Annotated in this window: 20 protein-coding genes and 2 pseudogenes; 8 read left to right on the top strand and 14 right to left on the bottom strand. The window is 67.8% G+C overall.

Annotation, left to right across the window (positions count from 1 at the left end; genetic code table 11):
• Positions 1 to 2: 2 nt before the first annotated feature.
• The 6 genes from AC1DIX_RS24845 to AC1DIX_RS24820 form a co-directional block, all read right to left on the bottom strand.
• Entirely contained in the window at positions 3 to 641 is a 639-nt protein-coding gene (locus tag AC1DIX_RS24845; protein WP_477249494.1) for a YajG family lipoprotein, read from the bottom strand.
• Complete coding sequence (locus tag AC1DIX_RS24840; RefSeq protein ID WP_441934289.1) at positions 638 to 1,579, bottom strand: MlaD family protein; 942 nt, start codon at positions 1,577 to 1,579, stop codon at positions 638 to 640. The genes AC1DIX_RS24845 and AC1DIX_RS24840 overlap by 4 nt, the downstream gene beginning before the upstream one ends.
• 27 nt (positions 1,580 to 1,606) lie before the next feature.
• Positions 1,607 to 2,413 (bottom strand): MlaE family ABC transporter permease, encoded by an 807-nt coding sequence (locus tag AC1DIX_RS24835; protein WP_477328050.1) that lies wholly within the window; start codon positions 2,411 to 2,413, stop codon positions 1,607 to 1,609.
• 138 nt (positions 2,414 to 2,551) lie between these two features.
• On the bottom strand, positions 2,552 to 4,798 hold the full coding sequence (locus AC1DIX_RS24830; RefSeq protein ID WP_441934285.1) for a RelA/SpoT family protein: 2,247 nt from the start codon (positions 4,796 to 4,798) through the stop codon (positions 2,552 to 2,554).
• Positions 4,799 to 4,807: 9 nt separating this feature from the next.
• Positions 4,808 to 5,158: a RidA family protein gene (locus tag AC1DIX_RS24825; protein WP_477328049.1), complete on the bottom strand. Its 351-nt coding sequence runs from the start codon at positions 5,156 to 5,158 to the stop codon at positions 4,808 to 4,810.
• A gap of 28 nt (positions 5,159 to 5,186) precedes the next feature.
• Positions 5,187 to 6,068, bottom strand: a complete 882-nt coding sequence (locus tag AC1DIX_RS24820) for an alpha/beta fold hydrolase (RefSeq protein ID WP_477328048.1) — start codon at positions 6,066 to 6,068, stop codon at positions 5,187 to 5,189.
• A 126-nt stretch (positions 6,069 to 6,194) separates the two neighbouring features.
• Between AC1DIX_RS24820 and AC1DIX_RS24815 the strand changes: the two genes are divergently transcribed.
• Positions 6,195 to 6,989 (top strand): 3-hydroxybutyrate dehydrogenase, encoded by a 795-nt coding sequence (locus tag AC1DIX_RS24815; protein ID WP_477328047.1) that lies wholly within the window; start codon positions 6,195 to 6,197, stop codon positions 6,987 to 6,989.
• A gap of 77 nt (positions 6,990 to 7,066) precedes the next feature.
• Here the strand turns inward: AC1DIX_RS24815 and AC1DIX_RS24810 are convergent.
• Positions 7,067 to 7,252: pseudogene (locus AC1DIX_RS24810) on the bottom strand (IS1595 family transposase); the annotation flags it as partial.
• A gap of 143 nt (positions 7,253 to 7,395) precedes the next feature.
• Here AC1DIX_RS24810 and AC1DIX_RS24805 point away from each other — a divergent pair.
• Together AC1DIX_RS24805 and AC1DIX_RS24800 are read left to right on the top strand one after the other, a co-directional pair.
• The gene (locus tag AC1DIX_RS24805; RefSeq protein WP_477328046.1) at positions 7,396 to 7,701 is read left to right on the top strand and encodes a hypothetical protein; all 306 of its coding nucleotides are present in this window, start codon (positions 7,396 to 7,398) and stop codon (positions 7,699 to 7,701) included.
• A complete protein-coding gene (locus AC1DIX_RS24800) occupies positions 7,698 to 8,078 on the top strand; it encodes a hypothetical protein (RefSeq protein WP_477328045.1) in 381 nt (126 codons plus the stop codon). The genes AC1DIX_RS24805 and AC1DIX_RS24800 overlap by 4 nt, the downstream gene beginning before the upstream one ends.
• On the opposite strand, the gene AC1DIX_RS24795 is transcribed toward AC1DIX_RS24800, so the two are convergent.
• From AC1DIX_RS24795 to AC1DIX_RS24775, 5 genes are all read right to left on the bottom strand, one after another.
• On the bottom strand, positions 8,001 to 9,632 hold the full coding sequence (locus AC1DIX_RS24795; protein WP_477328044.1) for a methyl-accepting chemotaxis protein: 1,632 nt from the start codon (positions 9,630 to 9,632) through the stop codon (positions 8,001 to 8,003). The two genes, AC1DIX_RS24800 and AC1DIX_RS24795, sit on opposite strands and share 78 nt — an antisense overlap.
• 21 nt (positions 9,633 to 9,653) lie before the next feature.
• Positions 9,654 to 11,024 carry a putative bifunctional diguanylate cyclase/phosphodiesterase gene (locus AC1DIX_RS24790; protein WP_477328043.1) on the bottom strand — a complete coding sequence of 457 codons (1,371 nt, stop codon included), beginning with the start codon at positions 11,022 to 11,024 and terminating at the stop codon, positions 9,654 to 9,656.
• Positions 11,021 to 13,612, bottom strand: coding sequence for an EAL domain-containing protein (locus tag AC1DIX_RS24785; RefSeq protein ID WP_477328042.1), 2,592 nt, complete (start codon positions 13,610 to 13,612; stop codon positions 11,021 to 11,023). Before AC1DIX_RS24785 ends, AC1DIX_RS24790 begins: the two co-directional genes overlap by 4 nt.
• Positions 13,613 to 13,777: 165 nt before the next feature.
• Positions 13,778 to 14,347, bottom strand: a complete 570-nt coding sequence (locus tag AC1DIX_RS24780; protein ID WP_477328041.1) for a cohesin domain-containing protein — start codon at positions 14,345 to 14,347, stop codon at positions 13,778 to 13,780.
• A 30-nt stretch (positions 14,348 to 14,377) separates the two neighbouring features.
• A complete protein-coding gene (locus AC1DIX_RS24775; protein WP_477328040.1) occupies positions 14,378 to 17,353 on the bottom strand; it encodes a reprolysin-like metallopeptidase in 2,976 nt (991 codons plus the stop codon).
• Positions 17,354 to 17,575: 222 nt separating this feature from the next.
• On the opposite strand from AC1DIX_RS24775, the gene AC1DIX_RS24770 reads away from it, so the two are divergent.
• The 3 genes and pseudogenes from AC1DIX_RS24770 to AC1DIX_RS24760 all read left to right on the top strand — a co-directional run bounded on the left by AC1DIX_RS24770 (position 17,576) and on the right by AC1DIX_RS24760 (position 21,285).
• A complete protein-coding gene (locus AC1DIX_RS24770; RefSeq protein WP_477328039.1) occupies positions 17,576 to 18,868 on the top strand; it encodes a metal-dependent hydrolase family protein in 1,293 nt (430 codons plus the stop codon).
• A 169-nt stretch (positions 18,869 to 19,037) separates the two neighbouring features.
• A pseudogene (locus tag AC1DIX_RS24765) lies at positions 19,038 to 20,285 on the top strand (dicarboxylate/amino acid:cation symporter); the annotation flags it as partial.
• A gap of 34 nt (positions 20,286 to 20,319) precedes the next feature.
• Positions 20,320 to 21,285, top strand: coding sequence for an HDOD domain-containing protein (locus AC1DIX_RS24760; protein ID WP_477328038.1), 966 nt, complete (start codon positions 20,320 to 20,322; stop codon positions 21,283 to 21,285).
• Between the two features lie 72 nt (positions 21,286 to 21,357).
• Here AC1DIX_RS24760 and AC1DIX_RS24755 read toward each other — a convergent pair whose 3' ends face one another.
• Both AC1DIX_RS24755 and AC1DIX_RS24750 read right to left on the bottom strand, forming a co-directional pair.
• Entirely contained in the window at positions 21,358 to 22,158 is an 801-nt protein-coding gene (locus tag AC1DIX_RS24755; protein ID WP_441934259.1) for an SIMPL domain-containing protein, read from the bottom strand.
• 21 nt (positions 22,159 to 22,179) lie between these two features.
• Complete coding sequence (locus AC1DIX_RS24750) at positions 22,180 to 24,549, bottom strand: ABC transporter permease (RefSeq protein WP_477328037.1); 2,370 nt, start codon at positions 24,547 to 24,549, stop codon at positions 22,180 to 22,182.
• A gap of 149 nt (positions 24,550 to 24,698) precedes the next feature.
• On the opposite strand from AC1DIX_RS24750, the gene AC1DIX_RS24745 reads away from it, so the two are divergent.
• Complete coding sequence (locus AC1DIX_RS24745) at positions 24,699 to 25,085, top strand: BlaI/MecI/CopY family transcriptional regulator (RefSeq protein WP_477328036.1); 387 nt, start codon at positions 24,699 to 24,701, stop codon at positions 25,083 to 25,085.
• Positions 25,082 to 26,356, top strand: coding sequence for a TonB family protein (locus AC1DIX_RS24740; RefSeq protein ID WP_477328035.1), 1,275 nt, complete (start codon positions 25,082 to 25,084; stop codon positions 26,354 to 26,356). Before AC1DIX_RS24745 ends, AC1DIX_RS24740 begins: the two co-directional genes overlap by 4 nt.
• Positions 26,357 to 26,395 lie beyond the last annotated feature (39 nt).

The following is a 26,395-nucleotide window of genomic DNA, read 5'->3' as shown; positions in this document are numbered from 1 at the left end:
CCTCAGCCTTCCGACGCCAGCGCCATCCGGCGCCGTATCTGTTCCACGGCCTGCATATCGCCCGCCGCCTCGGCGCGCCGCTCCTGCACCCCCAGCCAGGCCAGCAGCGGCCTGCGCCAGCCCTGGTTCGACGCCGTGTCGACCGCATTCCCGATGTCCGCCGGGCTGATCCTGCCAGCCTTGAACAGGGCGCCGGCCGCCACCAGGCGCGCCAGCGGATCCTGCACGCCGGCCAGGCTGCCGCCGGTGACGACGGCGCGGTGCTGCTCGGGCAGCAGGCTGGCGTTCAGCCCCTGCCAGCGGCCCTCGAGGTAGGCCGCATAGGCCTGCTGGGCCGGGTTCGCGTCGCCCGCCACGGCCGCATAGCCGGGACAGTCGAATTCCAGGGCGGCCACGCGCGCCGCGCAGCGCACCAGCTCGGCCTGGGCCACGTTGTCGAAGCGGCCGGTGCTGGCGGTGGCGCGGCGGGCGCGCACGAATTCGGCGTCGGCGGCGGCCGTGTCGCCATGCAGCCAGGCGTCGGTATAGCCTTCGAGTGCGCTCTTCGCGTTCGGCTGCCAGTCGGGCGGCTGGGGCTTGCTGGCGCAGCCGGCCAGGGCGATGGAAGCCATCGTCACGAACAACAAGGCGGTCTTCTTCATGGCAGCTTGATCTCCTCGTCGCGCTTGAACGGCCACTTGCGGTTGATTTCGTCGACCAGCCGGTTCACCTTGCGCAGGCTGGCGTCGACCTCGCCGCGCAGCCGGCCCAGGTCCTGGGTCGCCACCTTCGCATTCGCACCGACGGCCTGGGCCTCTACCAGCACGGCATCGACCTTCTGCAAGGTCGTGCGGGCGTCGCCCAGGACGCCGTTCAGCTGCCGGACCGCGGCCTGGGTATCGTCCATCACGCCGTTCTTGCCGAACACGCGCTGGTCGGTCTTGGCCAGAATGGCGTCGACCCGCTGCAGGGTCTGCAGCAGCTTCTTCGCTTCCTCGTCGCCGCCGAGGGCGGTGCCGAGCACGCCGTATTTGCCGGTCAGGCGGCCGCTGAGGGTCTCGACGTTGGTCAGTGTGTTGCCGATCGCGGAATCGGGGCGGGTCATGGCTTCCAGGTTCTCCAGCAAGGTGTGGGCGGTGGAGAGCAGGCGCGGGATCTCGGCGGCGGCGTCGCCGCGCAGCACCGGGCGCTGGGCCTTGTCCGGCAACGGCGGGTCGGTCAGGATGCCGCTGTAGGCGCGCAGCCGGGTCTGGCCGACCACGCTGGACTCCAGGGTGAACACGCTGGTGGTGCGCAACCATTTGGCGTCATCCTTCGGGATGTCGACCAGGATGTTGACCTTGCCGTCCTGGCCGAGGTCGACCTGGCGCACGCGCCCGATCGGAAAGCCGGCGAAGCTCATGTCCATGCCGGGGATCACGCCCTCGGAATTGTCGGTCACCAGCACCAGGCGCTGGGTGGGCTCGAACACGCCGCGCGCGTACATCACGTACACGAAGAAGGCGATGATCAGGGCGCCGATCACGATCAGCAGGATCAGCGCCTTCGCCTCCACGTGTTTCGGTTCGTCGGGCGGGTTGGCGGAAATGGGGTCGGCCATGCGGGGTCCTTGGTTCCTTGTTTTCTTTCAGATGTATTTCACGGCCAGCGAACTGGCCTCGATCAGCAGCAGCACGAACAGCAGGCGCAGCGCGCCCGGCTGCACATTGCTGCGGTGGCGGCGACGGTGGCGCAGCATGTCCAGGATGGCCGCGCTCGGGATCACGGCCACGGCCAGCCCGAACAGCACGGTCTTGAACACGAAGCCGAGGGTCACGGTCGGATCGAACACGCGGCCCACCGTGCGGGTGTAGTCGGACAGCCCCCACGGCGACACGCCGTACACGTTCAGGTAGGCCAGCACCAGCACGATCACGCTGCTGACCATGGCCAGGCTCAGCACCGAGAAGGCGTTCGCGATCACCTGCGGCACCAGGTCGTGGCGCACGCGGCGCAGGGTCGACTCAAGCGCGTCGCCGGTTGCAACGCCGCTGGCCGCCAGCCCCATCGCATTGGCGTCGAAGGCCATGCTGACGCGCAGGGCTGCGAACATCGCCGCCGACAGCGGGAGCAGTTCCAGCACCAGCACCCGCACCATCATCTCCAGCGCGAAGCCGGACAGGCCGTAGCTCTGCGCCGTCACCAGCACGATGCGGATGATGACGAGGCTGATCAGGGCCGTCAGCACGGTGAACCAGGGCAGCACCGCCCAGGTGCTGGCGTAGATGTAGCGCGAGGTCGCGAGCCGGTTGCCGCGGTGCCAGATGGACGGCGACATCGCCATCACCAGCGCGACGGCGCCCAGGTGCAGCATGGCCCACCAGCTGCCAAGGTAGCGCGCGATGCGGGCGCCCCAGTCGCGCGGCTTGATGTAGAGGAAGGTCGAGAGTGGCATATTTACATGATACATTTTTCGGCATGCGGCACGTCGGGACGTATCACATCGTAGGGTGGGGCCGGCCGGCGCAGGCGCTCCGCGCCCACGCGACCGTTTGCGTCACGCCTGCTTACGCGTGGGCGCGGCGAGCCCACCCTACGTGCGTCGTGCCTCCTGCACGCCGCTCACTTCCCCGATCGCGGCCAGGGCTTTCTGCAGCTGCCCGGTCGATCCGATCTCCGCCGTGAACACCATGCGCGCGAAGCCTTTCGCGCTTTGGGTGTTCACGCCGATCACGTTGATCTTCTCGCGCGCCAGCACCTCGGAGATGTCGCGCAGCAGGCCCTGGCGGTCGGAAGCCAGGATGAAGATGTCGATCGGATAGACGGTCTCCTTGTCGGCGCGGCCCCACTCGGTCTCGATCACGCGTTCCGGCGCCTTGGACGCCATCTCGCCGAAGTTCTTGCAGCTGGCGCGGTGGATCGACACGCCCTTGCCGCGCGTGACGAAGCCGACGATCGGGTCCGGCGGCGCCGGCTTGCAGCACTTGGCCAGCATGGTCAGCATGCCTTCGGTGCCGACCACCAGCACGCCGGACTTGGCGCCCTGCTCCACGCTCGAGGCGCGGCTCTTGTTGACCACCGCAGTGTCTTCCTGCGGCGGGCTTTCTCCCGGATCGTGCAGAGCGGCTTCGACGTGGCGCAGGCTGAACTTCTCCTTGCCGACCGCAATGAACAGGTCGTCGACCTTGGCGAAGCCCAGCTTGTGCGCCAGCGCCTCCAGGTTGACCGCGGTCTTGCCTTCGCGCTGCAGCGATTTCTCGACCAGGGCGCGGCCGTGCGCCAGGGTCTCGGCCAGTTCCTGGGCGTGGAACCAGGCGCGGATCTTGGTGCGGGTGCGGCTGCTGACGGTGTAGCCGGGGCTGAGCCAGTCGCGCGAGGGTCCGGCGCTGCCGGGCGCGCCCTTGGCGGTGATGATCTCGCAGGTCTGGCCGTTCTTCAGCGGCGTGTTCAGCGGCACCATCACGCCGTCGATCTTGGCGCCGCGGCAGCGGTGTCCGACCTCGCTGTGCAGGTGGTAGGCGAAGTCGATCGGGGTCGCGCCCTGCGGCAGCTCGATCACGCGCGCCTGCGGGGTCAGCACGAAGATGCGGTCGTCCAGGGTGGTGGACTTCAGCTTCTCGACCCACTCGCGCTGCAGTTCTTCCTGGTCGCCGCCCGTCATGGCGTCGGCGACTTCGCTGTTCCAGGCCAGCAGCTGGCGCAGCCAGGCGATCTTCTCGTCGTACTGCTGGCTCTTGAAGTTGGAGCCGCCCTCCTCCTTGTAGCGCCAGTGCGCGGCCACGCCGTATTCCGCGAAGTTGTGCATCTCCTGGGTGCGGATCTGCACCTCGAGCGGACGTCCGTCGTCGGCGGTGACCACCGTGTGCAAGGACTGGTAGCCGTTCGCCTTCGGGCGCGAGATGTAGTCGTCGAACTCCTTCGGGATCGGGGTCCAGATGTTGTGGATGACGCCCAGCACCGTGTAGCAGGTCTTGACGTCCGGGACGATCACGCGGAAGGCGCGCACGTCATACAGCTCGCTGAAGTCGAGCTCCTTGCCGCGCATCTTCTTCCAGATGCTGTAGATGTGCTTCGGCCGGCCGCTGACTTCGGCCTTGATGCCGGCCGCGGACAGCTCCGCCTGCAGGCGCTCGATCGAGGATTGCACGAAGCTCTCGCGCAGCATGCGCTTCTCTTCGAGCATCTTGGCGATGCGCTTGTAGGTGTCGGGCTCCATCATCCGGAACGACAGGTCTTCCAGCTCCCACTTGAGCTGGAAGATCCCAAGACGGTTGGCCAGCGGGGCATACAAATCCAGCACTTCGCTGCCGTAGTTGCGGGTCAGCTCGTCGAAGCGCTTCTGCTCCGCGAAATAGCGCAGGGTCGTCACGCAGGAGGCCAGGCGCACCAGCACCACCCGCATGTCGGAGGCCATCGCCAGCAGCATCTTGCGCAGGGTTTCCACCTGCGCCATGGCCTGCTGGGCGGCGTTCTTTCCGCGGCCGACCGGGGCCTGGGTGGCGGTCAGGTCGCGCAGGCGGATCAGCTGGTGCACGCCGTGCACCATGTCGGCGACTTCCTTGCCGAAGCGTTCCTCGAGCTTTTCGGCGATCAGCGGTTCGACCAGGCAGAGCTCGAACAGCAGGCCGGCGATGCGGGTCTCGGCGTCGCTGCGCAGCACGGCGAGCGTGCCCGCCACACCGAGCGAGAACTCGAAGGCGCTCTGGCCGGAGGCGGCATGACGCTCGCCATAGGCCTCGGCGGCGAAATCCAGCGCCGCCTGCACCCGCGCGCAATCGTCCTTGCCTAAGCCGTGGACGAGCTGGGTGGTGGCGTCGCCGAGCGCGGCAATCGATACCATACGGCTTTCTTACGCCTGGGCGGCGGCGACCACGATCTCGACCAGGCAGGCGGGATTCGCGAGCTTCGCCTCGACGGTGGCGCGCGGCGGGGTGTGGCCCGGCACGACCCAGGAATCCCAGACTTCGTTCATGCCCGGGAAGTAGCTCATGTCCGAGATGTAGATCTGGCAGCTCAGGATGCGGGCCTTGCTGCTGCCGGCTTCGTTCAGCAGGCGGTCGACGTGGCCCAGCACTTCGCGGGTCTGGCCGACGATGTCCTGGGTGGTGTCCTCGGCGATCTGGCCGGCCAGGTAGACGGTACCGTTGTGGATGGCGGTTTCGGACAGGCGCTTGCCTACGTGCAGACGTTGGATTTCCATGTGTGTTCTACCTTTTGATTTAAATAAGTTATTCGGTGCTCAAAAAATCCCTGACGATGGCGATCTGGTTCGCGTGCATCAGGGTCGGCGCATGGCCGACGCCGGGGATCTCCGCCAGTATCGGCTTCGGTCCGCGGCGCGTCATTTCTTCCGCTGTCGCGCGCGACAGCAGGTCGGACAGCTCGCCGCGCAGCAGCAGGGTCGGGCAGCGGATCGCATCGTAGGCGGCCCACAGCGCGGCCTGGTCCTGCTCGGCGCGTTCCGGCGTGATCGCGGCGAAGGGCCTGGCCAGGCCGAGATCGTAGTGGCGCACCCATTCGCCGCCGGGTTCCTGGACCAGCACGTCGCTGGCCAGCTTGTGCCATTCGGCGTCGCTGTGCGGGCCGAAGGAGCTCGACACATCCTTGACGAAGCGCGCGCCGGCCTCGAAGTTCGGGAAGCGCAGGTCCTGGCCGATGTATTCGCCGATGCGCGCCATCGCGGCCGGGTCCAGTACCGGGCCGATATCGTTCAGCACCAGGCGGCGGATCGGGCTGTTGTCGAAGGAAGCCAGGATCATGCCGATCAGACCGCCCATCGAAGTGCCGACCCAGTGCACGGCTTCGTCCTCATCGTTTGCCGTCACGCGGGCGATCAGGGTCACCATGTCGGCCACATATTGCGGCACCACGTAGAGATTCGGGTCGCGCAGGCGCTCCGACCGTCCGCGGCCGGCCACGTCCGGGCAGACCACGCGGTAGCGGTCGCTCATGGCATCCGCCAGCGCGTCGAAGTCGTCGGCCACGCGGGTCACGCCATGCACGCAGACCAGCACGCGCGGGTTGGCGGGATCGCCCCACTCCTTGTAGGCCATGCGGTGCAGGCCGGCCGGCGAACTGCATTGCACGCTCTTCAGCCTCGGTTCGCCCATGCCCTGCCTCCTCTCGATTCGTGATGTCTGAACGGCCGCCAACATTTTAACCGGCTAAGCGATTAGAATTCTACCAAGTCCGCGACGCATCACTTCACGATCACCATTTTCTGAGAAGAGGAAGCAATGAAATCAACCATGTTAAGCGGCAAGACCGCCCTCGTGACCGGCTCGACCTCGGGCATCGGCCTGGGCATCGCGCGCGCGCTGGCCGAACAGGGCGCGAATATCGTGTTCAACGGCTTTGGCGACGCCCAGCAGATCGAGAAGCTGTACACCGATATCGGCCAGGAATTCGGCGTGCGCACCGCTTACCACAATGCCGACATGTCCAGGCCGGAACAGATCGAGGCCATGATGGCCTTCGCGGCCGAGAAATTCGGCGGCGTCGACRTCCTCGTCAACAATGCCGGCATCCAGCACGTCGCCAACGTCGACGAATTCCCGGTCGAGAAATGGGACGCCATCATCGCCATCAACCTGACCTCGGCCTTCCACACCAGCCGCCTGGCCCTGCCGGGCATGAAGCAGAAGAACTGGGGCCGCATCATCAACCTCGCTTCGGTGCACGGCCTGGTGGGCTCGGCGGGCAAGTCGGCCTATGTGGCGGCCAAGCACGGCCTGGTCGGCTTCACCAAGGTGACGGCGCTGGAAAACGCCCACACCGGCGTCACCTGCAACGCGATCTGCCCGGGCTGGGTCCTGACCCCGCTGGTGCAGAAACAGGTCGACGACCGCGCCGCCCGCGAAGGCGTCTCGAACGAAGCGGCCAAGAAGGCCCTGCTGAGCGAGAAGCAGCCGTCCGGCGAATTCGTCACTCCCGAGGAACTGGGCGCGCTGGCCGTGTTCTTCTGCTCGCCGGCCGCCGACCAGGTGCGCGGCGTGGCGTGGAATATGGATGGCGGCTGGGCGGCGCAGTAATCTCCTTCCCGCGATTCCCTCCTCCGGCGGCGCCTCCTGCGCCGCCGTTTTGATTGGCTGTGTTCGCGTTATTTCGGTCACTGCGCCATGTAGCTGAGATGGACGGCGGCTTGCAGCAGATGCCGGGGCGTCGCCAGACGCCGCGCATCCAGCATGCGCTGCCAGCCCGAATAATTGATCAGGTAACGGCTTGCCACGCCGCGAAACCGCACCAGCCAGCTCTTGAACCGGCTATGCCAGCCGTTCACGTTTTGCACGTGGATCGCGCCGCGTGTGCGCTCTCGCGCCTGCACGTTCACCCACGCATGCGTGATACCTGAGCGCGCGGCGAAGCGGCGATCAGCGAGCCGAGGTCCGCAGCCTGGCGCTGGAGATCAAGCTGCCTTCGGCGCCCTTCGGGGCGGCCTTGCCGCTCGAACTGCGCGGCAACCTCAGCCGCAACTGGTCGAGCGTCGACACCGTGCCGGGCCCCGGCAACCGTCTCGACCAGCAACCACGCTGGTCGGGCAAGCTCGGCGCCGACGTCAACGGCGCGCRCGGCATGCTGTATGCGAATGCGCTCGGCGCCACCGAACGCGATGCCACCAGCGCCACCTATCGCAGCCTGCGCCTCCAGTACGAACGCAAGTTCGAGCAAGGCCGCGGCCGGCGCGAATCGCCGATTCATGGCATGCTGCGCTTTTTTCAACGCAAGAAAGCAGCACATCCATGACTCAGCGCCTCGACGAACGGGAATTGCAGGACGCCTGCCTGGACCTGGCCCGGGTCGTGCTGGCCGCCGGCCAGCCGCAAGTCTCGAACGACATCCTCGAAACCCTGGCCGACCGCTTCCACCGCGAAGTCATCGACTTCGCGCCCGGCATCGCGCGCGCCGGGCGCGATCCGAATCTCCTGAGCCGCGCGGTCTACTACATGATCGACGCCCACGCCCTGCCCCTGATGGGCACCGACATGGAATGGTTCCGCCAGGCCCTGGTATGCCTGGTCGAACTGGCGGTGCCGGGCATCGCCCTATCGGACAAGGGCGGTGCCTTCCTGCGCGACGTGCAGCTGGGCGTCGAGCAGTCGCTGGGGGACCTGGAGGGCTGAACCGTTCAGCCGGAAGGCTTGCACCGCGGCCGCCAGGCTGTCCGCCTCTTCGCGCAGGGCCTGGGCGGCGGCGGAGGCCTGTTCGACCAGGGCCGCGTTCTGCTGGGTGGCCTGGTCCATTTGCGCAATCGCCTGGTTCACCTGTTCGATGCCCGCCGCCTGCTCCTGGCTGGCGGCCATGATATCGCCCATGATGCCGGTGACCCGGCCGACGCTGCCGACGATCTCCTGCATCGTGCTGCCGGCGCGGTCCACCAGCGCCGAACCGTGGCGCACCTGCCGCACCGAATCGTCGATCAGGGCCTTGATTTCCCGCGCCGCCGCTGCGCTGCGCTGGGCCAGGTTGCGCACCTCGCCGGCGACCACCGCGAAGCCGCGTCCCTGCTCGCCGGCGCGCGCGGCCTCGACCGCGGCGTTCAGCGCCAGGATATTGGTCTGGAAGGCGATGCCGTCGATGACGCCGATGATGTCGGCAATCCGCGTGGCCGAAGCGTCGATCGCACCCATGGTGCCGACCACCTCGGCCACCACCGCGCCGCCCCGGTTGGCCACTTCGGAGGCCGACAGCGCCAGCGCATTGGCCTGGCGCGCATTGTCGGCGTTCTGGCGCACGGTCGCGGTCAGCTCCTCCATCGAAGACGCGGTCTGCTCGAGCGAGGCCGCCTGTTCTTCGGTGCGCGAGGACAGATCCAGGTTGCCCGCCGCGATCTGGCCGGAAGCCGTGGCGATGGTGTCGGTACCGCCGCGCACCCGGCCCACCAGGCTCGCCAGCCCGCGGTTCATCTCGTTCAGCGCGCGCATCAGGCGCCCGGTCTCGTCCTGCGCCGTCACCGCGATGCTCTGGGTCAGGTCGCCGCCGGCCACCGCGCCGGCGACCCGCACCGCCTCTTCCAGCGGCGCGACGATCCCTCGGATCAGCATCGCGCCGACGACGCCGGCCAGGACCAGGCCGAAGGCCATGCCGCCCAGGCAGACCAGGCGCACGATCTCGTAGGTGGACTGCGACTCGCTGCTGGCCCGGCCGRCTTCGTCCAGCTGGAGCTGGATCAGGCCGTCGACGGCAGTGCGCACCGGCACGAACAGCGCGATCATCGGCCCCTGCACGAGGGCCTTGGCGCGCTCCATGTCCCGGGCGCGCAGCGCCTCGACGGCCGGCTGCAGGGCCTCCCCGACGAAGCGGCCACGGGCGCGCACGAAGCCTGCGGCCAGCTCCTTTTCGCGTTCCGTCATCCTGGTGCCGCTGTAGGCCTTCCATTGTTCGTCGATGAACACCTTGTTGCGGGCGATATTCTCGAGCAGGGCCGGCACCGCGCCCGGATCGGCGTTCAGGGCTTCCGCGGCGGCCAGCTGGTTCAGGTTCAGGCGCCGCACGATGCGGTCGAGCTGGCCCAGGCAGACCATGCGGTCGTCGTACAGCGAGTGCAGCTGGTCGTTGGCGTGGCCGAGGCTGAGCAGCCCCACGGTGGCGCCGACGATCAGTTCCAGGCCCAGGAGCACGATCACGAGGATCAGGCGCGTCTTGATAGTGAGTTGTTTGGTGAGTTTATTCAGCATGAACAGCCCTGCTTGTACCGGTTAGAGGATTGGATAGGGAAGGTCTTTCGTCAACAGCCGCTCCAGCTGTTCCGGCCATACCGGCGAGCTGAAGTAATACCCCTGGAACTCGTCGCAGCCGTTCGCCTTCAGGAAGGCCACCTGCTCCGCGGTCTCGACACCCTCCGCCACCGCCTCGAGGTTCAGGCCATGCGCCAGGTCGATGATGGCGCGGGTGATCGCGGCGTCACTGCGGTCGTCGACCACGTCCTTGACGAAGGCGCGGTCGATCTTCAGCACGTCGAGCGGGAAGCGCTTCAGGTAGCTCAGCGACGAATAGCCGGTGCCGAAATCGTCGATCGACAACGCGACCCCGAGCCCCTTCAGCGAGCGCAGCACCTCGACCGCCCTGGCGGTGTCGCGCATCACCGTGCTTTCGGTGATCTCGATTTCCAGGCCGGCCGGATCGAGGCCGCTCCCGGCCAGCGCGGCGCTTACCTGGGCGGTCAGGCCGGCCTGCTGGAACTGGCGCGCCGACAGGTTCACCGACACCCGGCCCAGCGGCAGGCCTTCGTGGCGCCAGCGGGCGGCCCGGCCGCTGGCTTCGCGCAGCACCCACATATCGAGCTGCTCGATCATGCCGGTTTCCTCCGCCAGCGGGATGAAGCGTGCCGGCGCCACCAGGCCCAGCACCGGATGGCGCCAGCGCACCAGGRCTTCGACCCCGGCCATGCCGCCGTCCGGACCCACGCGTGGCTGGTACTGGAGGGCGAGCTGGCCGCGTCCGATCGCATGGCGCAGCATCGATTCGAGGTCGACGCGGTCGCGGATCACCTGTTCCATCTCGGCGCGGTGGAAGCACATCTGGGCCGGGCCGCCGGCGCGCGCCGAATCCAGCGCCACCTCCGCCATCTGCAGCAGCTGCGCCGGCGTGCACGGCGCCGGCGGTGCGGTGGCGATGCCGATGCTGGCCGACAGGAACAGGCGCTGGCCGCCCAGCACGAAGGAATCGCGCATGCAGCACAGCATGGACCGGCCCAGGCGCGCGGCCGCATCGATGCCGGAATCCGGCTGCACCACGATGAACTGGTTGGCGCCTGGCCGCGCCAGCATGTCGTCCGGACCCAGCAGGCGCGCGAGCCGCGCCGCGCACTCGCGCAGCACCTCGTCGCCGCCGGCGTGGCCATAACTGCCGTTGATCTTCCTGAATTCGTCGACATCGAATACCAGCACCGCCGGCACCCGTCCATCGCGGCGCGCGGCATCGAGCGCGGCCTCCAGCAGGTCGAGGATGCCGCGCCGGTTCGGCAGCCCGGTCAGGTCGTCGCGGGACAGCCGCTCCACCAGGGCGCGCTCGAGGCGGCGCCGCTCGGCTTCGCAGCGCCGCAATACACTCCACAAGGGTTTCCTCATGCCGCCGCTTCCGCCCGCCGCGCCCGCAGCAGCGCTTCGATGTCCGCTGCCGGCACCGGCGCGCCGAAGCGGTAGCCCTGCATCCGCCGGCAACCGTGCGCGCTCAGGAAGTCCTGCTGGCCGGCGCTCTCGACGCCCACCGCCGTCACGTCCAGCTTCAGGGACGCGGCCAGGGCGATCACGGCCGCGACGATGGCGGCATCGTCGCTGTCGGTTTCGATGTCGGCGACGAAGGAGCGGTCGATCTTCAGTCCATGGATCGGGAAGCGCTTCAGGTTGGCCAGGCTCGAATAGCCGCTRCAGAAGTCGTCGATCGCCAGCTGCACGCCCATCGTCGCCAGGCGGGCCATGGTCTCGGCGGCCACGGCGGGGCTCTCCATCAGCAGGGTTTCGGTAATCTCCAGGGTCAGCGCGGCAGGATCGCAGCCGCTGCGCGCGGCCAGGCGCTCCACCTGGGCGGCAAGGTCCTGCTGCTGGAACTGGCGCGCGGACACGTTAACGCTCATCCGCAGCGGGCCAAGGCCGATGCGCTGCAAGGCCGCCAGCTGGTCCATCGCGGTGGCCAGCACCCATTCGCCGATCGGCACGATCAATCCGGTTTCTTCCGCCAGCGGGATGAAATCGGCCGGCAGGACCATCTCCCGCCCTTCCGGCCGCCAGCGCAGCAGCGCTTCGAGGCCGACCACGCAGCCGCTGGCGACGTCGAACTGCGGCTGGTAATACAGCGCGAACTCGCCGCGCTGGAGCGCGCGCTGCAGCCTTGCCTCGACCTTCAGGTGCTCCTCGGCGTGCATGCCCATGTCCGCCGTATAGAAATGGAAGTGATTGCCGCCCTCGGCCTTCGAACTGTACATCGCCGTGTCGGCCGCCTTCAGCAGCGCATGGCAATCCGTCCCGTCGCGCGGATACATCGCGATGCCGACGCTGCCGGTCGGGAACAGCTCGGTGCCGCACAGGGTCAGCGGCTGGAACAGCTGGGCCAGCAGCTTCTGCGCCACCAGCGCCGCGTCGTCCGCGCAGGCCAGGTCGGGCAGCACCACCACGAATTCGTCGCCGCCCTGGCGCGCCACGGTGTCGCTTTCGCGCAGGGCGCAGGCCAGGCGGCGCGCGATCTCGATGATCATCTGGTCGCCGGCTTCGTGCCCGAGACTGTCGTTGACGTGCTTGAAACGGTCGAGATCGATGAACATCACGCCCACCTGGCGCCTGGTGCGCTGGGCCTGGGCGATGGCGTTTGCCAGCCGGTCCTGCAACAGGGTGCGGTTCGGCAGGCCGGTCAGCGCATCGTGGCTGGCCATGCGCTGCAGGGCTTCCTCGGCCTGCTTGCGGCGCGAGACATCCTCGACCGCGATGATCAGCCGCAGCTGGCCGCTGGCGACCTCGCGCATCACGGAGGCACTGACGGTTACCCAGATCGGATTGCCGCCTTTGGCCACGTAGCGGGTCTCGCGCTGGAAATCGCGGATCTCGCCATCGACCAGCCGCCGGATCAGCACCCGGTCTTCGAGCAGCTCGTCCGGGTGGGTGATCTGGTGGACGAAGCGCTGCAGCAGTTCGATCTCGGTAAAGCCGACGATGCGCGTGAGCCTGCGGTTGACGCGCACGAATCGGCCCTCGCGCGACAGCAGCGCGATCCCGACCGCGGCCTGAGTGAAGGTCAACCGGAAGAACTCCTCGCTTTCCTGCAGCCGCAACTTGGCCTGGCGCCGGAAGGTGATGTCCTGGCCGATCAGCAGCAGCATCGCGCCGCCCGCCTGGCGCGTACGCCGGATATTGAATTCGAAGTAGCGCGCTCCTTCGGCATGGCCGTCGACGGTGACCACCACGCCGTCCTGGGGCGCGCCCGAGGCCAGCGCGGCCGCCATGCGTTCGGCCAGCTCGGGGGCCGGAATCAGGCTGTCGAGCTGGGGCTGGGCCTCGACCGCGTCGTCCGGAATGCCGAGCATCTGCAGCATCGTCGCGTTGATCGAGCGGATCCGGTATTCGTCGTCGACCACGATCAGGCCGGCCGGCATCCCGTCGATCACCTGCTCCAGGTAGTTCTGGTACTGGACCACGCTGCGCTGGTCGGCATGCGCATAGGTGTCGAGCGCCAGGCCCATGTCCAGGCAGACGACCTTGAGGATGCTGTCGCAGGCGGCGCGGAAACGCCGCGGCTCGGCGTGCAGGCGCTCCCACAGGAGCTCGATCATCTCGGCCAGGTATTTGCGGTAGGCGCCGATATACCACTTCGGCTCCAGGCCGATGCGCTGGTGCACCAGGCCGACGCGCAGGCGGTCGCGGATATAGGTCTCGCCATACTCTCCGGCGCTCAGGCTGCGAAAGTACCCGGCCTGCGCGTGCTTCAGGCGCTGCACCGTACCGCCGTCCTCCATCAGGGCCTGCAGTTCCGGGAAGCTCAGGATGTGATCGTAGAAGCTGTCCGAAAAGGTATCGAGGTCCTTGTCGATCAGGCCGTGCAGTTCGCGCAGCAGCGCGACATCCCCTTCGCCCAGTTCGAGGAAGGCCATGCGGGCGGCCAGTTCCTCCCGGTCGAGGCCGATCTCGAGGGCGATCGCATCGATGGAATCGTTCGTTTTATCACGCATAAATTGCAAAAGAGCCACAAATGTGAACTGTTTGCAATTTTATGAACGCGTTAATCTTTGTTCAAACCCGTTGCTTGATCTGCATCAAAAACCATTCGAATTTACCCGCTTCAACTAAAAAGGCCGGCACAAGGCCGGCCTCTCCTACTCGCCTGCTACGGCCGCTCAGGCCATCGCGGCCGCACGGCGCCGCCGCGCCGCCCCCACCGCAGCCGCGCCCAGGGCCAGCAAGGCCAGGCTGCCCGGCTCCGGCACGTCGCTGCCGGTCTGGACCGCCGTATCGAGGGCGGTCACGGCGATGTCGTTCAGATTGCTGTCCAGGAACAGGACATCCGAGAACGACAGCGGCGACTCGCCGGCGCCCAGCACATTGAAGCTGATGGTGGCCAGCAGGCCGCTGCCGCTGATGCCCGGCACGGCGCTGAACAGCGAACCGAAGGCGTAGCTCACCAGGCCGGAGGCGTTATCGAGATCGACGACGTCCTGCATCGCGGTGTTGGCGTCACCCAGGAAGTCGCCGGCGGTATAAGCCGTCGCTTTCAGCAGGCCGGGGGCGAAGCCGAGGCTGAACTGATAGCCATACAGGTCGGCGATATTCGAGATCATCACGGCAACGCTGACCGTCGAACCGTCGCTGGACTTGGTCGCGACGGTCGACAGGATCGGCGCCGCCCAGGCTTGCGCGCAACTGGCCATCAGTACCGCCGCGCCCAGCATTTTTTTCCAATTTTTCATCATGTTTCTCCGGATTTGTTAAGGATGCGGTCAATTGCAGCTGCTGCCTTGCGGCAGGCGCGCGTTCACATAGCTCAGGTCGCGGATGTCGATCACGTTGTCCTTGTTGACATCGGCGCGGGCATCGAAGCCGGCCTGGCCGTTGCGCTTGCCGATCAGGGCCTTGACGATGGATACATCCGCGCAGCTCACCGCGCCGTCGCCATCGACGTCGCCGGCCACCGGCGGCAGGTTGATGGTGAAGTTCGCGTTGGACACGTCGAAGAACACATTACCCACGGCTTCCACCTTGATGCGCGCGGCGCTGGTGGCCACCCGCGGCAGCACCACGCTGGCGCTGCCGGTGTTCGGCGTGCTGGCCGCCAGCTCGTAAGGCCAGGTCGCGCCGCCGTCGGTCGACAGCGTGATCCTCACCTTGCTGGTCGAAACCGGCGCGACGTTGGTGTTCGCCACGCTCCAGCTGACGGTCTGCGGAACGCCCGCATCCAGGGTCACGGCCGTGTTGGGCGCGGTGACCTGGAAGGGACCGGCCGCCGGGGCCAGCACCAGGGTCGTGATGGCGCTGTTGATGCCGCCACGGCCGTCGCGCGCCGTCAGCTTGAAGTTCAGCGAGGCCGGGCTCGCGTTCACGCCCGCCACGCCGACATAGGCCGCGGTCGGCAGGAACTCCGAGAAGCACTCGATCTGGTCCGCGGTCGGCGTGGGCGAAGCCGTCGGGCAGGCGCCGGTTTCCGCGTTGGTATTGTTGGCCAGGATCTGCTTCATGTCCGGGAACACGCGGGTCGGCTCGCCGGTCACGGTGTTCTCGCCCGGCGATTCATACTCCAGCGTGTCGGTGTTGTTGACGATGGCGCGCTGGCCGAACTGGCGGAACAGCGGTCCGTTGGTCTTGACGTTGCTCACCAGGCCGGTGCCGGTGGCGGCGCCGCGGTCGTTCTGCTCCCACATATAGGTCAGGGCGTCGCCGTCCGCATCGGTCGCGCTGCCGGTCAGCACGAAAGGCGTGCGCACCGGGATCGTGTAGGACGGCGTCACGCTGACGACCGGCGGCGTGTTGCCGGTTCCCGACAGGGTGCCGCGCCGGGTGGTGGGACCGCCGGCGGTGATCTCGCCGACGTAGCCGGTGCAGCCGCCGCTGCAGTTCAGCAGTTCCAGCGAGGGCACGTTGGTGTTCGCCAGGGTGCCGCCGAAGGTGATCGTGAACCCGGTATCCGTCAGCGCACTGATCGCAACCGTGCCGCCGGCCTGCCAGCCGGCGATGTTCTCGATCGCCGCCTTGATGCCGGCGGTGGTGAAGTTGGAACCGCGCACGATCRGCGCCGACAGCTTGCCGTTCCACGACAGCTGGAACTGCTGGGTGCCGGCAAAGCCGGTCAGCACGCCCATCTGCACTTCGCTCACCGAGGTTTCGGCGGCGGAGGTGTAGGCGGTGATCTCGTCGAAGCTGCGCTGCGACCAGTAGGGATCGCTGTGGGTCTGCAGGTTGTCGGTGCCGCAGATGCCGGCATAGGCCATGATCGAGGAACCGCTGCCCGGCTCCACCGAGGTGCCGGCGTTGCGGTTGGTGCTCGCGCAGTTGCTGATGGTGCCGTTGAACGTGTGGTTGCCCGAGAACTGGTGACCCATCTCGTGCGCCACGTAGTCGACCGCGTAGAAATCGCCTTTCGGGGTCGGGATGCCGGTGCAGCCCTGGGCCTTGCTGGTGCCGCCGACCACGCCCAGGCTGGCGATGCCGCCGCCGTTCAGGCCCAGGCCGATGTGGCCGACGTCGAAATTGCTGGCGCCGGCGAGCAGGCCCGCGACCACGCGGTTGCGCGACAGGGTGCCGCTGCCGCAGGTGGAGGCCTGGGCGGCGGTGAAGCAGGCGGAACCGCCGCAGGGGCCGTTGGCGCCGGTCATCTTGGCGGCGGTGTCGAGGTTCAGGGCCTCGGTGCCGTTGATCAGCACCAGGCGGATCGAGGTCTCATCCTCGTACACCTGGGTCACGCGGTTGATCAGCGTGACCTTGGCCGCGGTCACATTCGCCGGGTCGCCGCCGAAATAGGCGGCATACGAGGGGTCGGTCACCAGCGCCAGGCGGTAGGTGCGCAGCGTGCCGCCGGCGCTGGCCATCGGCGTCGCGTCCTGGCCGACCACGTGGAAGGCGGCGCTGGCGCCGCCGTCGGCCGCGCTGATCTCGTAGGCGCCAGGATTGGCTCCGGCCGGCAGCGCGATGCTGAAGCTGCCGTCCTTGCCGGCGGTGGCGCTGAGATTCTGCAGGGGAACGCTGTCGCCTTCGGCGTGCAGTTCGAGGTTGACGCTGGCGCCCGGCGCGAAGCCGGCGCCGCGCACTTCGACATTGTCGCCTTCGCCGACGAAGCCGCGCGACACGCTCAGCGTGGCCTGGTCGAGGCTCCCTTCGATCAGCGGACCACGCGGGCTGATCAGGTCGGCGCGGGTATAGGCGGCGTAGACGCTGGTGTCGTTGCGATAGTAGGGATCGACGTACCAGCCGCCGTTCGGCGAACGGACCGAGGCGTGCAGGCCGAGCGGGGTGATGTCCATGCGCAGGCTGGCGTTCGGGTCGTCGATGCCCTTGCCGCGATAAGTCTTGATCTCGGGGTGCCTGGCTGCCAGCTCGTCCTCCATGATCGGCGATTCGACCAGGGTGAAGCGCTGGTAGCCGCCATCAGGGTGGGGCAGCGAAATGGTCAGGGTGCTCGAGGTGGCGGTGGCGCCGGCGGCCAGGCGCTCGCGCGGCGCGCCGGCGGTAAACGACTTCATGCCGGGCAGGTCGAGCGTGGCAGCGTGAAAACGCTTGAGCTGCAGCTCGGGCAACCTTGCGGAGGCGCCGAGGGCCTGGGTCAGGCTGGAGGATGACTGGATCCCGCCGCCCACGTTCTGCCAGAACGGTGCTGCGGGCTGGCTCTTGACGCCGGAGCCGGCCTGGGCGAATGCCGCCGGCGCGGTCCCCAGGAAAGCCAGGGCTACACATAGTGCAATGGAACTCGAACACTTCGTTTTCATGCGGTGTCCTCTCTCGGAATGGTCTTGCTGTGCTTATGGTTATAGGTATGCCGGACCCACGCCCCGGCATGCGGTCGAGTCAATACAGCAAACCGATAGTATTGCCAAAAAATTATTAACACAAGCTAAATATTTCATTTATGCAAATGTTTTCTTGACCGCAAAGAAGTCCCGTCCGCTATGATTCCGTTTCCGCAAATTCACCCTCAGAAGGAAAAAAGCATGCCGAGCTGGACCAGGAAAATCGCCCTCACCGCCCTCGCCTCCCTTAGCCTGCTGGGCGCTGGCGCGCGCGCCGCCGAGCAGCGTCCGGTGCTGCTCACCGCCGACAAGGTCTGGACCGGCGAAGGCGCGCCGCATGCCGGCTGGGGCGTACTGGTGGCCCAGGGCCGCATCCAGGCCGTCGGCCCGGCCGACAGGCTGGCCGTGCCGGCGGATGCCGAACGGATCGACCTGCCCGGCAAGACCCTGCTGCCCGGCCTGATCGACCTGCACTCGCACCTGCTGCTGCACCCGTATAACGAAACCACCTGGGACGACCAGGTGATCAGGGAAGCGCCGGCCTACCGCATCGCGCTGGCGGTGCGCCATGCCGCCGACACCCTGCAGGCCGGCTTCACCACCCTGCGCGACCTCGGCACCGAGGGTGTCGACTACGCCGACGTCGGCATCAAGCGCGCCATCGAAGAAGGCCAGGTGCCGGGGCCGCGCCTGCTGGTGGCGACGCGCGCGATCGTCGCCACCGCCAGCTACGGCCCGGCCGAGCGCAACTACCGTCCGGACATGGAGATTCCCTACGGCGCCCAGCAGGCCACCGGCGTCGACGAAGTAACGAAGGCGGTGCGCGAACAGGCTTCGCACGGCGCCGACTGGATCAAGTTCTATGCCGACTACCGCACCGGTATCGACGGCAGCACCCGTCCGACCTTCACCCTGGAAGAAATGAAGGCGATGGTGGCGGCCGCCCACGTGACCGGACGCAAGGTGGCGGCCCACGCCAGCAGCGACGACGCGATCCGCATGGCCGTGCTGGCCGGCGTCGACAGCATCGAGCACGGCTACGGCGCCAGCGAGGCGACCTTCAGGCTGATGCTGGAGCGCCATACCGCCTATGTGCCGACCCTGACCGCGCCGGAAGCGATCGGTGAATATTTCCAGAAGCACGTGCGCGGCGGCACGCCGACCCCGGGCATGCAGGAAGCGGCGCGCGCCTTCCGCCTGGCGCACAAGCTGGGCGTCACCATCGGCAACGGCAGCGACGTCGGCGTGTTCACCCACGGCAGCAATGAGCGCGAGCTGGAGTGGATGGTGCGCCTGGGCATGACGCCGACCGAGGCCCTGCGCGCCGCCACCGTGGTCGCCGGCGACATCCTCGGCAAGAAGGACCTGGGGGCGATCCAGGCCGGCAGCCTGGCCGACGTGATCGCGGTCGAGGGCGACCCGACCGCCGACATCGCGGCGCTGCGCAAGGTGGGCTTCGTGATGAAGGCGGGCACGGTGTATCGCCGCGACTGATCGGCGCCGGTAAGGCGCCGTGATCCCGGGGTGCGCCCGCCAATCGGGCGCTCCTGACATTCAGGAAGCGTAGGATGGGTTATACGTGCCGGCGTTGCGGTTTTCCACAATAGCTGGCGCAGATATTTTCAGTAATGATGACGGCACTATCATTCGCTCATGAAGCCCGATCATGAAAAAACCATTCTATAAAGTACTGTACCTCCAGGTACTGTTCGCGATTATTGTCGGCGTGCTGCTGGGTATCTTCGATCCCGGCCTCGCCACTGCGATGAAGCCGCTGGGAGACGGCTTCGTCAAACTGATCAAGATGATCATCGCCCCGGTCATCTTCTGTACCGTGGTCGCCGGTATCGCCGGCATGCAGGACATGAAGAAGGTCGGCCGCGTCGGCGGCAAGGCCCTGCTCTACTTCGAAGTCGTGTCCACCTTCGCGCTGGCGATCGGCCTGATCGTCGCCAACGTCATCAAGCCGGGCGCCGGCTTCAACGTCAACCCGGCCACCATCGACACCCACTCGATCGCCCAGTACACCGACAAGACCAAGGCGCTGACGACGACCGACTTCCTGATGAACATCATCCCGAACACCTTCGTGGATGCGTTCGCCAAGGGCGAGATCCTGCAAGTGCTGCTGATCGCGATCCTGTGCGGCTTCGCGCTGTCGATGATGGGCGAGCGTGGCCGTCCAATCACCCGCGGCATCGAAACCCTGTCGCACATGATCTTCGGCGTGGTGAACATCATCATGAAGGCCGCCCCGATCGGCGCCTTCGGTGCGATGGCCTTCACCATCGGCAAATACGGCGTCAAGTCGCTGATCCCGCTGGCCTCGCTGGTCGGTTCCTTCTACCTGACCTGCGCCCTGTTCGTCGTGATCGTGCTGGGCATCATCGCCCGCCTGACCGGCTTCTCGATCTTCCGCTACCTCTCCTACATCAAGGAAGAGCTGCTGATCGTGCTGGGCACCAGCTCGTCGGAAAGCGCGCTGCCGGCCATCATGCGCAAGCTGGAAAAGCTGGGCTGCCCGAAATCGGTGGTGGGCCTGGTGGTTCCGACCGGCTACTCGTTCAACCTCGACGGCACCAACATCTACATGACCATGGCGGCCCTGTTCGTTGCCCAGGCAACCAACACCGACCTGACCCTGACCCAGGAACTGACCATCCTGCTGGTGGCGATGCTGACCTCGAAGGGCGCGTCCGGCATCACCGGCGCCGGCTTCATCACCCTGGCGGCGACCCTGGCCGTGGTGCCGACCATCCCGGTGGCGGGCATGACCCTGATCCTGGGCATCGACAAGTTCATGAGCGAATGCCGCGCCCTGACCAACATCATCGGCAACGGCGTCGCCACCATCGTCGTGTCGAAGTGGGAAGGCGAGCTCGACCACGAGCGCCTGAGCGCCGAGCTGAAGAATCCGAGCGTGGACGACAGCTCCCTGCGCGGCTATGAAGAACTGGATCAACCGCCTGCGCGGCGCCCCCGAGAATGCGCCCGCCGCAGCCGTTCCGGCGGCCGCGCCCGACGAACAGGCGGCCGACCTCGCGGCCGACATCGAAGCAAGCTATTACCGCTGGCTGACCGCGGCGCGCGGCTACGCCGCCCCCGAAGAGGTCGAGACCCGCATCCTCGACTCGGTACACCAGCTGAGCGCGCAACCGGGCGAAGCCGCCGGGCTGGTGCCGCGCGTGCCGGAAGCGATTCCCAAACTGCTGTCCAGTCTGAGCGACGAAGACGCCTCGGTGGCCGACCTGGCCCGCCAKGTCGCGCAGGACGTGGTGCTGGTGGCAGAGGTCATCCGCGAAGCCAACAGCGCCTACTACCGCCCGATCGCCCCGGTCAAGAACGTCGAGGCCGCCATCATGATGCTCGGCCAGAACGGCTTGCGCATGCTGCTGGCGCGCATCGCCTTCCGTCCCCTCATCAACATGCAGGCGAACGGCTTCGCCCGCGAGGCCGCGCCCCAGGTCTGGAACCAGTCGGTCAGCTGCGCGCTGGCGTCCAGCCTGATGGCGCCGGGCCTGAGCACCGGCGTGTTCGAAGCCTACCTGGCCGGCCTGATGCAGAACGTGGGCCTGGTGGTCGCCTTCCGCCTGGCCGACCGCATCTGCACCGACGGCCGCGTGCCCGGCTCCAGCGACTTCGGTGCCCAGCTGCTGGCCGCCAGCCGCCAGCTTTCCTCCGCCATCGCCGCCCACTGGAGCTTCCCGCAGGCAGTCGTCGACGCCATCGCCCACGCCGGCGAGCCGGGCAGCGACCACCTGGCCGAAGCCCTGGCCCAGGGCGACCGCATCGCCAAGCTGCGCCTGCTGATCGACGCCGGCGTGATCGGCGAAGACGACAGCCTCGTCACCGACGGACTCGACAATTTCCAGCGGCGTTGTCTGGGCAAGCTGGCGAAGCTCGAGGGCTAGCGGATATTCAGGCGGGCGACTGTTCGGCGCGATACGCTGCGGCGCCAGCCAAGGCTGCGCATACGCCCCCGCTCACGGTTTATTGGCCGGGCGCGCCCTGGCCGCCGCCCCGTTCTCCAGCCGGAACACGATGTCGACCGACTGCCGCAGCTTGAGCAACTGGACCATCACGAAAGTCTCGCGGTCGATGTCGGCGGCGCGCTGGTTGCTGGTAGCGCGGGCCCTGCGCTCTACCCGGAACTCGTCGCGTTCCAGGCCCAGGGTGGTGCCCAGCTTCTTGAGGGCGTCCGGGGTTGCCGCCATCATCGGCCCCAGCCGGCGTCCGCCGGCCGCCGCCATCACTTCGGCGCGGCGGCGCGCATCGGCGATGGCCGCGGCCACCATCTCGTCGTTGACCTGCTCCATGGTGCTGAGATCGAAATCCGCGGCGAAGCTGTCCAGGTTGGGCTTGCCGAGCAGGCCGCCGCCCAGCGCCGGCCAGTTGGCGGTATTCCGCAGCCGGATGTGCACGTCGCAGCTCAGCTCATATACCGGGGTACCATCGGCGTTGCGTTCCTTGCGCACGGACTGGCGCACCTCGCGCACCTGCATGTCGTCCTCCTCGATGCTCAGCTTCTGCATCAGCTCGCGCACCTCGGCCATCCGCGCATCGATCACCGCGCGCGCCGCGGCCGGATCGGCGTCAGCCGCGACGACCTGGAAATCGAGGGTGGCAATATCTGGCATCTCGACCCGGAAATTGCTGCCGGTGACATGTACGAAGGGATAGTCGGGGATGCTGGATGCCACGGCCGGCGCCGCCGGCAGGGTCAACGCGGCCGCCGCCATCGTGCAGGCAGCCAGGATCGGCAGCAAAGGCTTCAGTTTGAACATGGACACTCCATCATTGAAAAATCATTGGTCGCGCAAGGCCAGGGCCGGCGACATCCGCATCGCCGCCACCGCCTGGCGCGCACAGCCGGCCAGGGCGACCAGGCCGACACCGGCACAGGCGATCGCCAGCGGCCACCAGCCCATCGGCGCACGCTCGACGAAAACGGCCAGGTAGCGCTCGGTCCACAGCCAGGCCGGTGCCAGCGCCAGCAGCGCGCCCACGCCCAGCAGCGCAAGCCATTCGCGCGCGACCAGCAGGCCGATATGGCGGGGTGTGGCGCCGTGCAGCTTGCGCAGCACGAATTCGCGGGCGCGGCGGCGGATCGTGTAGCTCGACAGCACATAGATGCCGAAGCAGGCCAGGGCGGTCGCGACGATGCTGGCCAGCGCCAGCAGCTTGGCCTGGCGCAGGTCGTCGCTGTAATTGCGGGCGAACACCGAGGACGCGGTCTCGATGTCCGGCACGTCGTTTGGGAAGTGGCGCGCCCACAGGGCCTCGATGGCGGCACGGGCGCCGGCGATATCGCCGCGGGTGCGCACCGTCAGCACACCCTGCTCCTCGTTCAGGCGGTACAGGATCGCCTCCGGCTTCTCACGCAGCGAGTTGTAGCGCAGGTCGGGCGCGATGCCGATGACGCGGCTGTCGCCGTCGATGAGCTGGCCGACCGCCGCCTCGGGCGAAGGGAAGCCGAGCGCCAGCGCGGCGCGCGCATTCAGCACGACGCCTTCTTCACCCTGGCGCGAGAACAGCTTGCCCGCCAGCGGACGCAGGCCGAACACCTCGAAGAAATTCGCGCCGACGTCCTTCAGCTCCAGCGGCACGGATTCCGCGCCGGGCTGCCGGATCATGATGACGCTCTTGTTGCCGTCGCGGCCGACCGCTTCCTGCATGGCGGCCACGCCTGCGACGCCGGACTGCCGCGCCAGCTCCGCCCTGAAGGCATGGGCGGCGGCCGGGCCGGCCTTGTCGGGCAGTCCGATCACGAGCTGCGGACGCGGATCGAAGCCCGGATCGGCATGGCTGGCGTAGCGGGCCTGCCACCACACGGCGAGGCTGGCGGCCACCAGCCCGATCGCCGCGGCGAACTGGGCCACCGTTAGCACGCGGCGCATGTGCTGCCCCTCGGCCGTCTCACCGCTGCGTCCGCCGAGAGCAAGGCTGGCCGGGACCCGTGCCGCCAGCCATGCCGGATACAGCCCGGACAACAGCCCGGTGCCGAGCCCGATGGCGGCGAGCATGGCCCAGCCGGCCGACCCATAGGTGGACGAGAGCGGCCGGCCGACCAGTTCCGAAAACAGGGGCAGGGTCAGCCAGGCCAGCACGGCGCCGATCGAGCTCGAGGCGGCGCCGACCAGCAGGGATTCGGCCAGGAACTGCCCGGCCAGCGCGGCGCCCGAGATGCCCAGGGTCTTGCGCACCGCGATCTCGCGGCGCCGCGCGGCGGTACGTACGGCCGCCAGGTTCACGTAATTGCTGGCCGCCAGCGCAAGGATCAGGATGCCGAGGCTCGCCAGGCCGGCGATCGCCACCGGGCTGCCGTAACGGCTGCCGCCGCGGCTGGACAGCAGGTCGGGATCGAAATAGACCTTCGACAGCGGCGTCACGGCGATGCTGGTGTAGGGTTTGGGCCGGCCCGCGACCAGCGCGCCGCTGAACACGCTGTCGCGCTGGGTGGCGACCGCCTGCTCCAGGGTCAGACGCAGGGCGGCGGTATCGGTGGCCGGCGCGGTCTTCAGGTAGAGCCGCGCCCACCGCGACCACGCCTGGCGCTCGCTGTCCGGCGGCTGATCCCAGCTGTGCCGGCCCTCGCCGAGCAGAAGGCCGAACTCCGGACTGGTATTCGCCGGCATGTCGGCAAGGACCGCGCGCACAACGAAGGGGACGCCGTCAATCGAGGCCACCTTGCCGAGCGCATCGGCGGTCCCGAACAGGCGCAGGGCCACGCTGCGGCTCACCACCAGCGCATCTGGGCGCGCCAGCGCCGCGTCGGCATCGCCGGCCAGGGCCTTGATGCCGAAGAAGCGCAGGTAATTCGGTGCGGCCACCGCGAGGTCCACCTGAAGCAGGCGTTCACCCACGCGCACCGCCAGCCGGAGGGGCTTGGCGCTGGTCGCGTCCTGGACCAGCCCGGCCGCCAGCGCCACCCTGGCCAAGGGCGGCGGCGCGCTCTCGCCCCAGTCCGGGCGCGGCAGCAGGTTACGGCGCTCCTTGACCACGTAGATCCGGTCCGCATCGTGAATCGCGTCGTTATGCGTCCAGGCGTAGCGCACCAGCCCGAACAGCAGGAAGCAGGCGGCCAGCGCCACCGCCAGGCCCAGCACCGCGACCGCCGAATACAGGGGCTCCCTCGCCAGCAGGCGCCAGGCCAGTTTCAGGTTCCGAAGCCGCATCCGCACTCCCGCAGAAGTAGACAATGATGTCTATGCTAGGCCTTTTATGGCTGTTCTCGCAATAGCATCTCAATAAATATTTCTGTAGACAGTCCTATCTAGAAGGGCTAGTCTACGCGCGTGTGCATTGTGTTTTTCGAGGATGAATCATGGCCAGGTCCCCCGCCCCCTCCAAGCCGACCCCGGCCGAACTCGACCTGTTGCAGGTGCTGTGGCCGCTGGGCTCCGGCACCGCCCGCCAGGTGCATGACGAGATCCTCAGGACGCGGCCGGACGTGACCTATGCGACCGTGCTGCGCCTGATGCAGATCATGCATGCCAAGGGTTTACTGATCCGCGACGAGAGCGAACGGTCTCACGTGTACGCGCCGGCCCAGGCCCAGGAATCGCTGCAGACCAATCTGCTGAAGGACCTGATGCAGCGCGCCTTCTCGGGCTCCGCCAAGGCGCTGGTGCTGGCGGCCCTCAAGTCCGGGATCTCGAAGAAGGAAAGGGAGGAAATCGAAGAACTGCTCAAGAGCGAGGACAAACGATGAGCGCCCAGGCCCTGGTGGCGGCGCTGGGCTGGACCCTGGTCCATTTCGTGTGGCAAGGCGCCCTTCTCGGCTGCGCCGTCGCGGTGCTGCTCGTCGCCCTGCGCAATGCGCGGCCCGAGACGCGCTATGCGGTCGCATGCGGGGGCCTGCTGCTGTGCCTGGCTTGGCCGGCGGTCGACCTGGCGCTGTTGCTGAAGGCCGGCGCCGGTGATGCGGGCGGCAGGCTCTTCCCCGGCGCCGGCGGTGGCGGTGCCGTCGCACCCGGTGCGACCGGCCTGCTGCCCTGGCTTGGACAAAACCTGGGCTGGATCGTCGCCTTGTGGGCCGCCTGCTCCGGCGCGCTGAGCCTGCGCATGGCGGCCGGCCTGCTGTGGATCGGCCGCGCGGCCCGCGCGCAAGCCTGCGCCCCGGCCTGGCAGGAACGCCTGTCGCGCCTGGCGGAGCGCTGCGGCCTGGCCCGCGAAGTGCGGCTGCGCGTGGTCGACGGGCTCGCCAGTCCGATCACGGCCGGCTGGTGGCGCCCGGTGGTGCTGGTGCCGGCCAGCCTGGTCGCAGGCATGCCGCCGCATCTGCTGGAAGCCCTGCTGGCCCACGAACTCGGCCACGTGCGGCGCCACGACTACCTGGTCAACCTGCTGCAGAACGTGATCGAAACCCTGCTGTTCTACCACCCGGCCGTGTGGTGGCTGTCGCGCCGCATCCGCGCCGAGCGCGAGCAGATCGCCGACGACTTCGCCGCCCGCCACCTGGGCGAGCCGCGCCGCCTGGCGCTGGCGCTGTCGGAACTGGAAAAGCTGCAGTTTTCCAGCCACCACCTGGCCCAGGCCGCGAACGGCGGCGACCTGATGGCGCGGATCCGCCGCCTGCTGCGCCCTGACGTGCAGGCGCTCAACTGGAAGGCGGCGATTCCGGTGCTGGGCCTGGCCGTGGTGTGCGCGGCCAGCGCGCATGCGCCGGCGAACCGTAACGACGCGGCACCTGTCCTGCGCGGCGAAACCCGGGGCGCGATCGCAGATTTCTCGACCTGCCGCAAGCCCTACTACCCGAAGGCCGATATCGCAGCCGGCCATGAAGGCACCGTAACGATCGGCTTCATGATCGACGAGCATGGCATGGTAACCAGCTCGTCCATCGCTACATCGAGCGGTTACGCCAGCATGGACGAGGCCGCGCGCACTGCGCTGGCGCTGTGCCGCTTCAGTCCGGCGCTCGAAGCCGGCAAGCCGATCCAGCAACTGGCGCATATCCAGTACGTCTGGACGCTCAAATAAAAAGCCGCGGCCAGTCCCGGCCGCGGCTTCGGTGTGCAA

It is taken from the genome of Massilia sp. 05N420, from assembly GCF_056397205.1.
Note: the sequence above shows the minus strand (reverse complement) of the source record. Positions and strands in the feature narration are given on the sequence as shown.

Coding starts and splice junctions, on each gene's coding strand:
- AC1DIX_RS24845 (WP_477249494.1), bottom strand. CDS start 641: ATGAAGAAGACCGCCTTGTTGTTCGTGACGATGGCTTCCATCGCCCTG.
- AC1DIX_RS24840 (WP_441934289.1), bottom strand. CDS start 1,579: ATGGCCGACCCCATTTCCGCCAACCCGCCCGACGAACCGAAACACGTG.
- AC1DIX_RS24835 (WP_477328050.1), bottom strand. CDS start 2,413: ATGCCACTCTCGACCTTCCTCTACATCAAGCCGCGCGACTGGGGCGCC.
- AC1DIX_RS24830 (WP_441934285.1), bottom strand. CDS start 4,798: ATGGTATCGATTGCCGCGCTCGGCGACGCCACCACCCAGCTCGTCCAC.
- AC1DIX_RS24825 (WP_477328049.1), bottom strand. CDS start 5,158: ATGGAAATCCAACGTCTGCACGTAGGCAAGCGCCTGTCCGAAACCGCC.
- AC1DIX_RS24820 (WP_477328048.1), bottom strand. CDS start 6,068: ATGGGCGAACCGAGGCTGAAGAGCGTGCAATGCAGTTCGCCGGCCGGC.
- AC1DIX_RS24800 (WP_477328045.1), top strand. CDS start 7,698: ATGACTCAGCGCCTCGACGAACGGGAATTGCAGGACGCCTGCCTGGAC.
- AC1DIX_RS24780 (WP_477328041.1), bottom strand. CDS start 14,347: ATGAAAAATTGGAAAAAAATGCTGGGCGCGGCGGTACTGATGGCCAGT.
- AC1DIX_RS24770 (WP_477328039.1), top strand. CDS start 17,576: ATGCCGAGCTGGACCAGGAAAATCGCCCTCACCGCCCTCGCCTCCCTT.
- AC1DIX_RS24755 (WP_441934259.1), bottom strand. CDS start 22,158: ATGTTCAAACTGAAGCCTTTGCTGCCGATCCTGGCTGCCTGCACGATG.
- AC1DIX_RS24750 (WP_477328037.1), bottom strand. CDS start 24,549: ATGCGGCTTCGGAACCTGAAACTGGCCTGGCGCCTGCTGGCGAGGGAG.
- AC1DIX_RS24745 (WP_477328036.1), top strand. CDS start 24,699: ATGGCCAGGTCCCCCGCCCCCTCCAAGCCGACCCCGGCCGAACTCGAC.
- AC1DIX_RS24740 (WP_477328035.1), top strand. CDS start 25,082: ATGAGCGCCCAGGCCCTGGTGGCGGCGCTGGGCTGGACCCTGGTCCAT.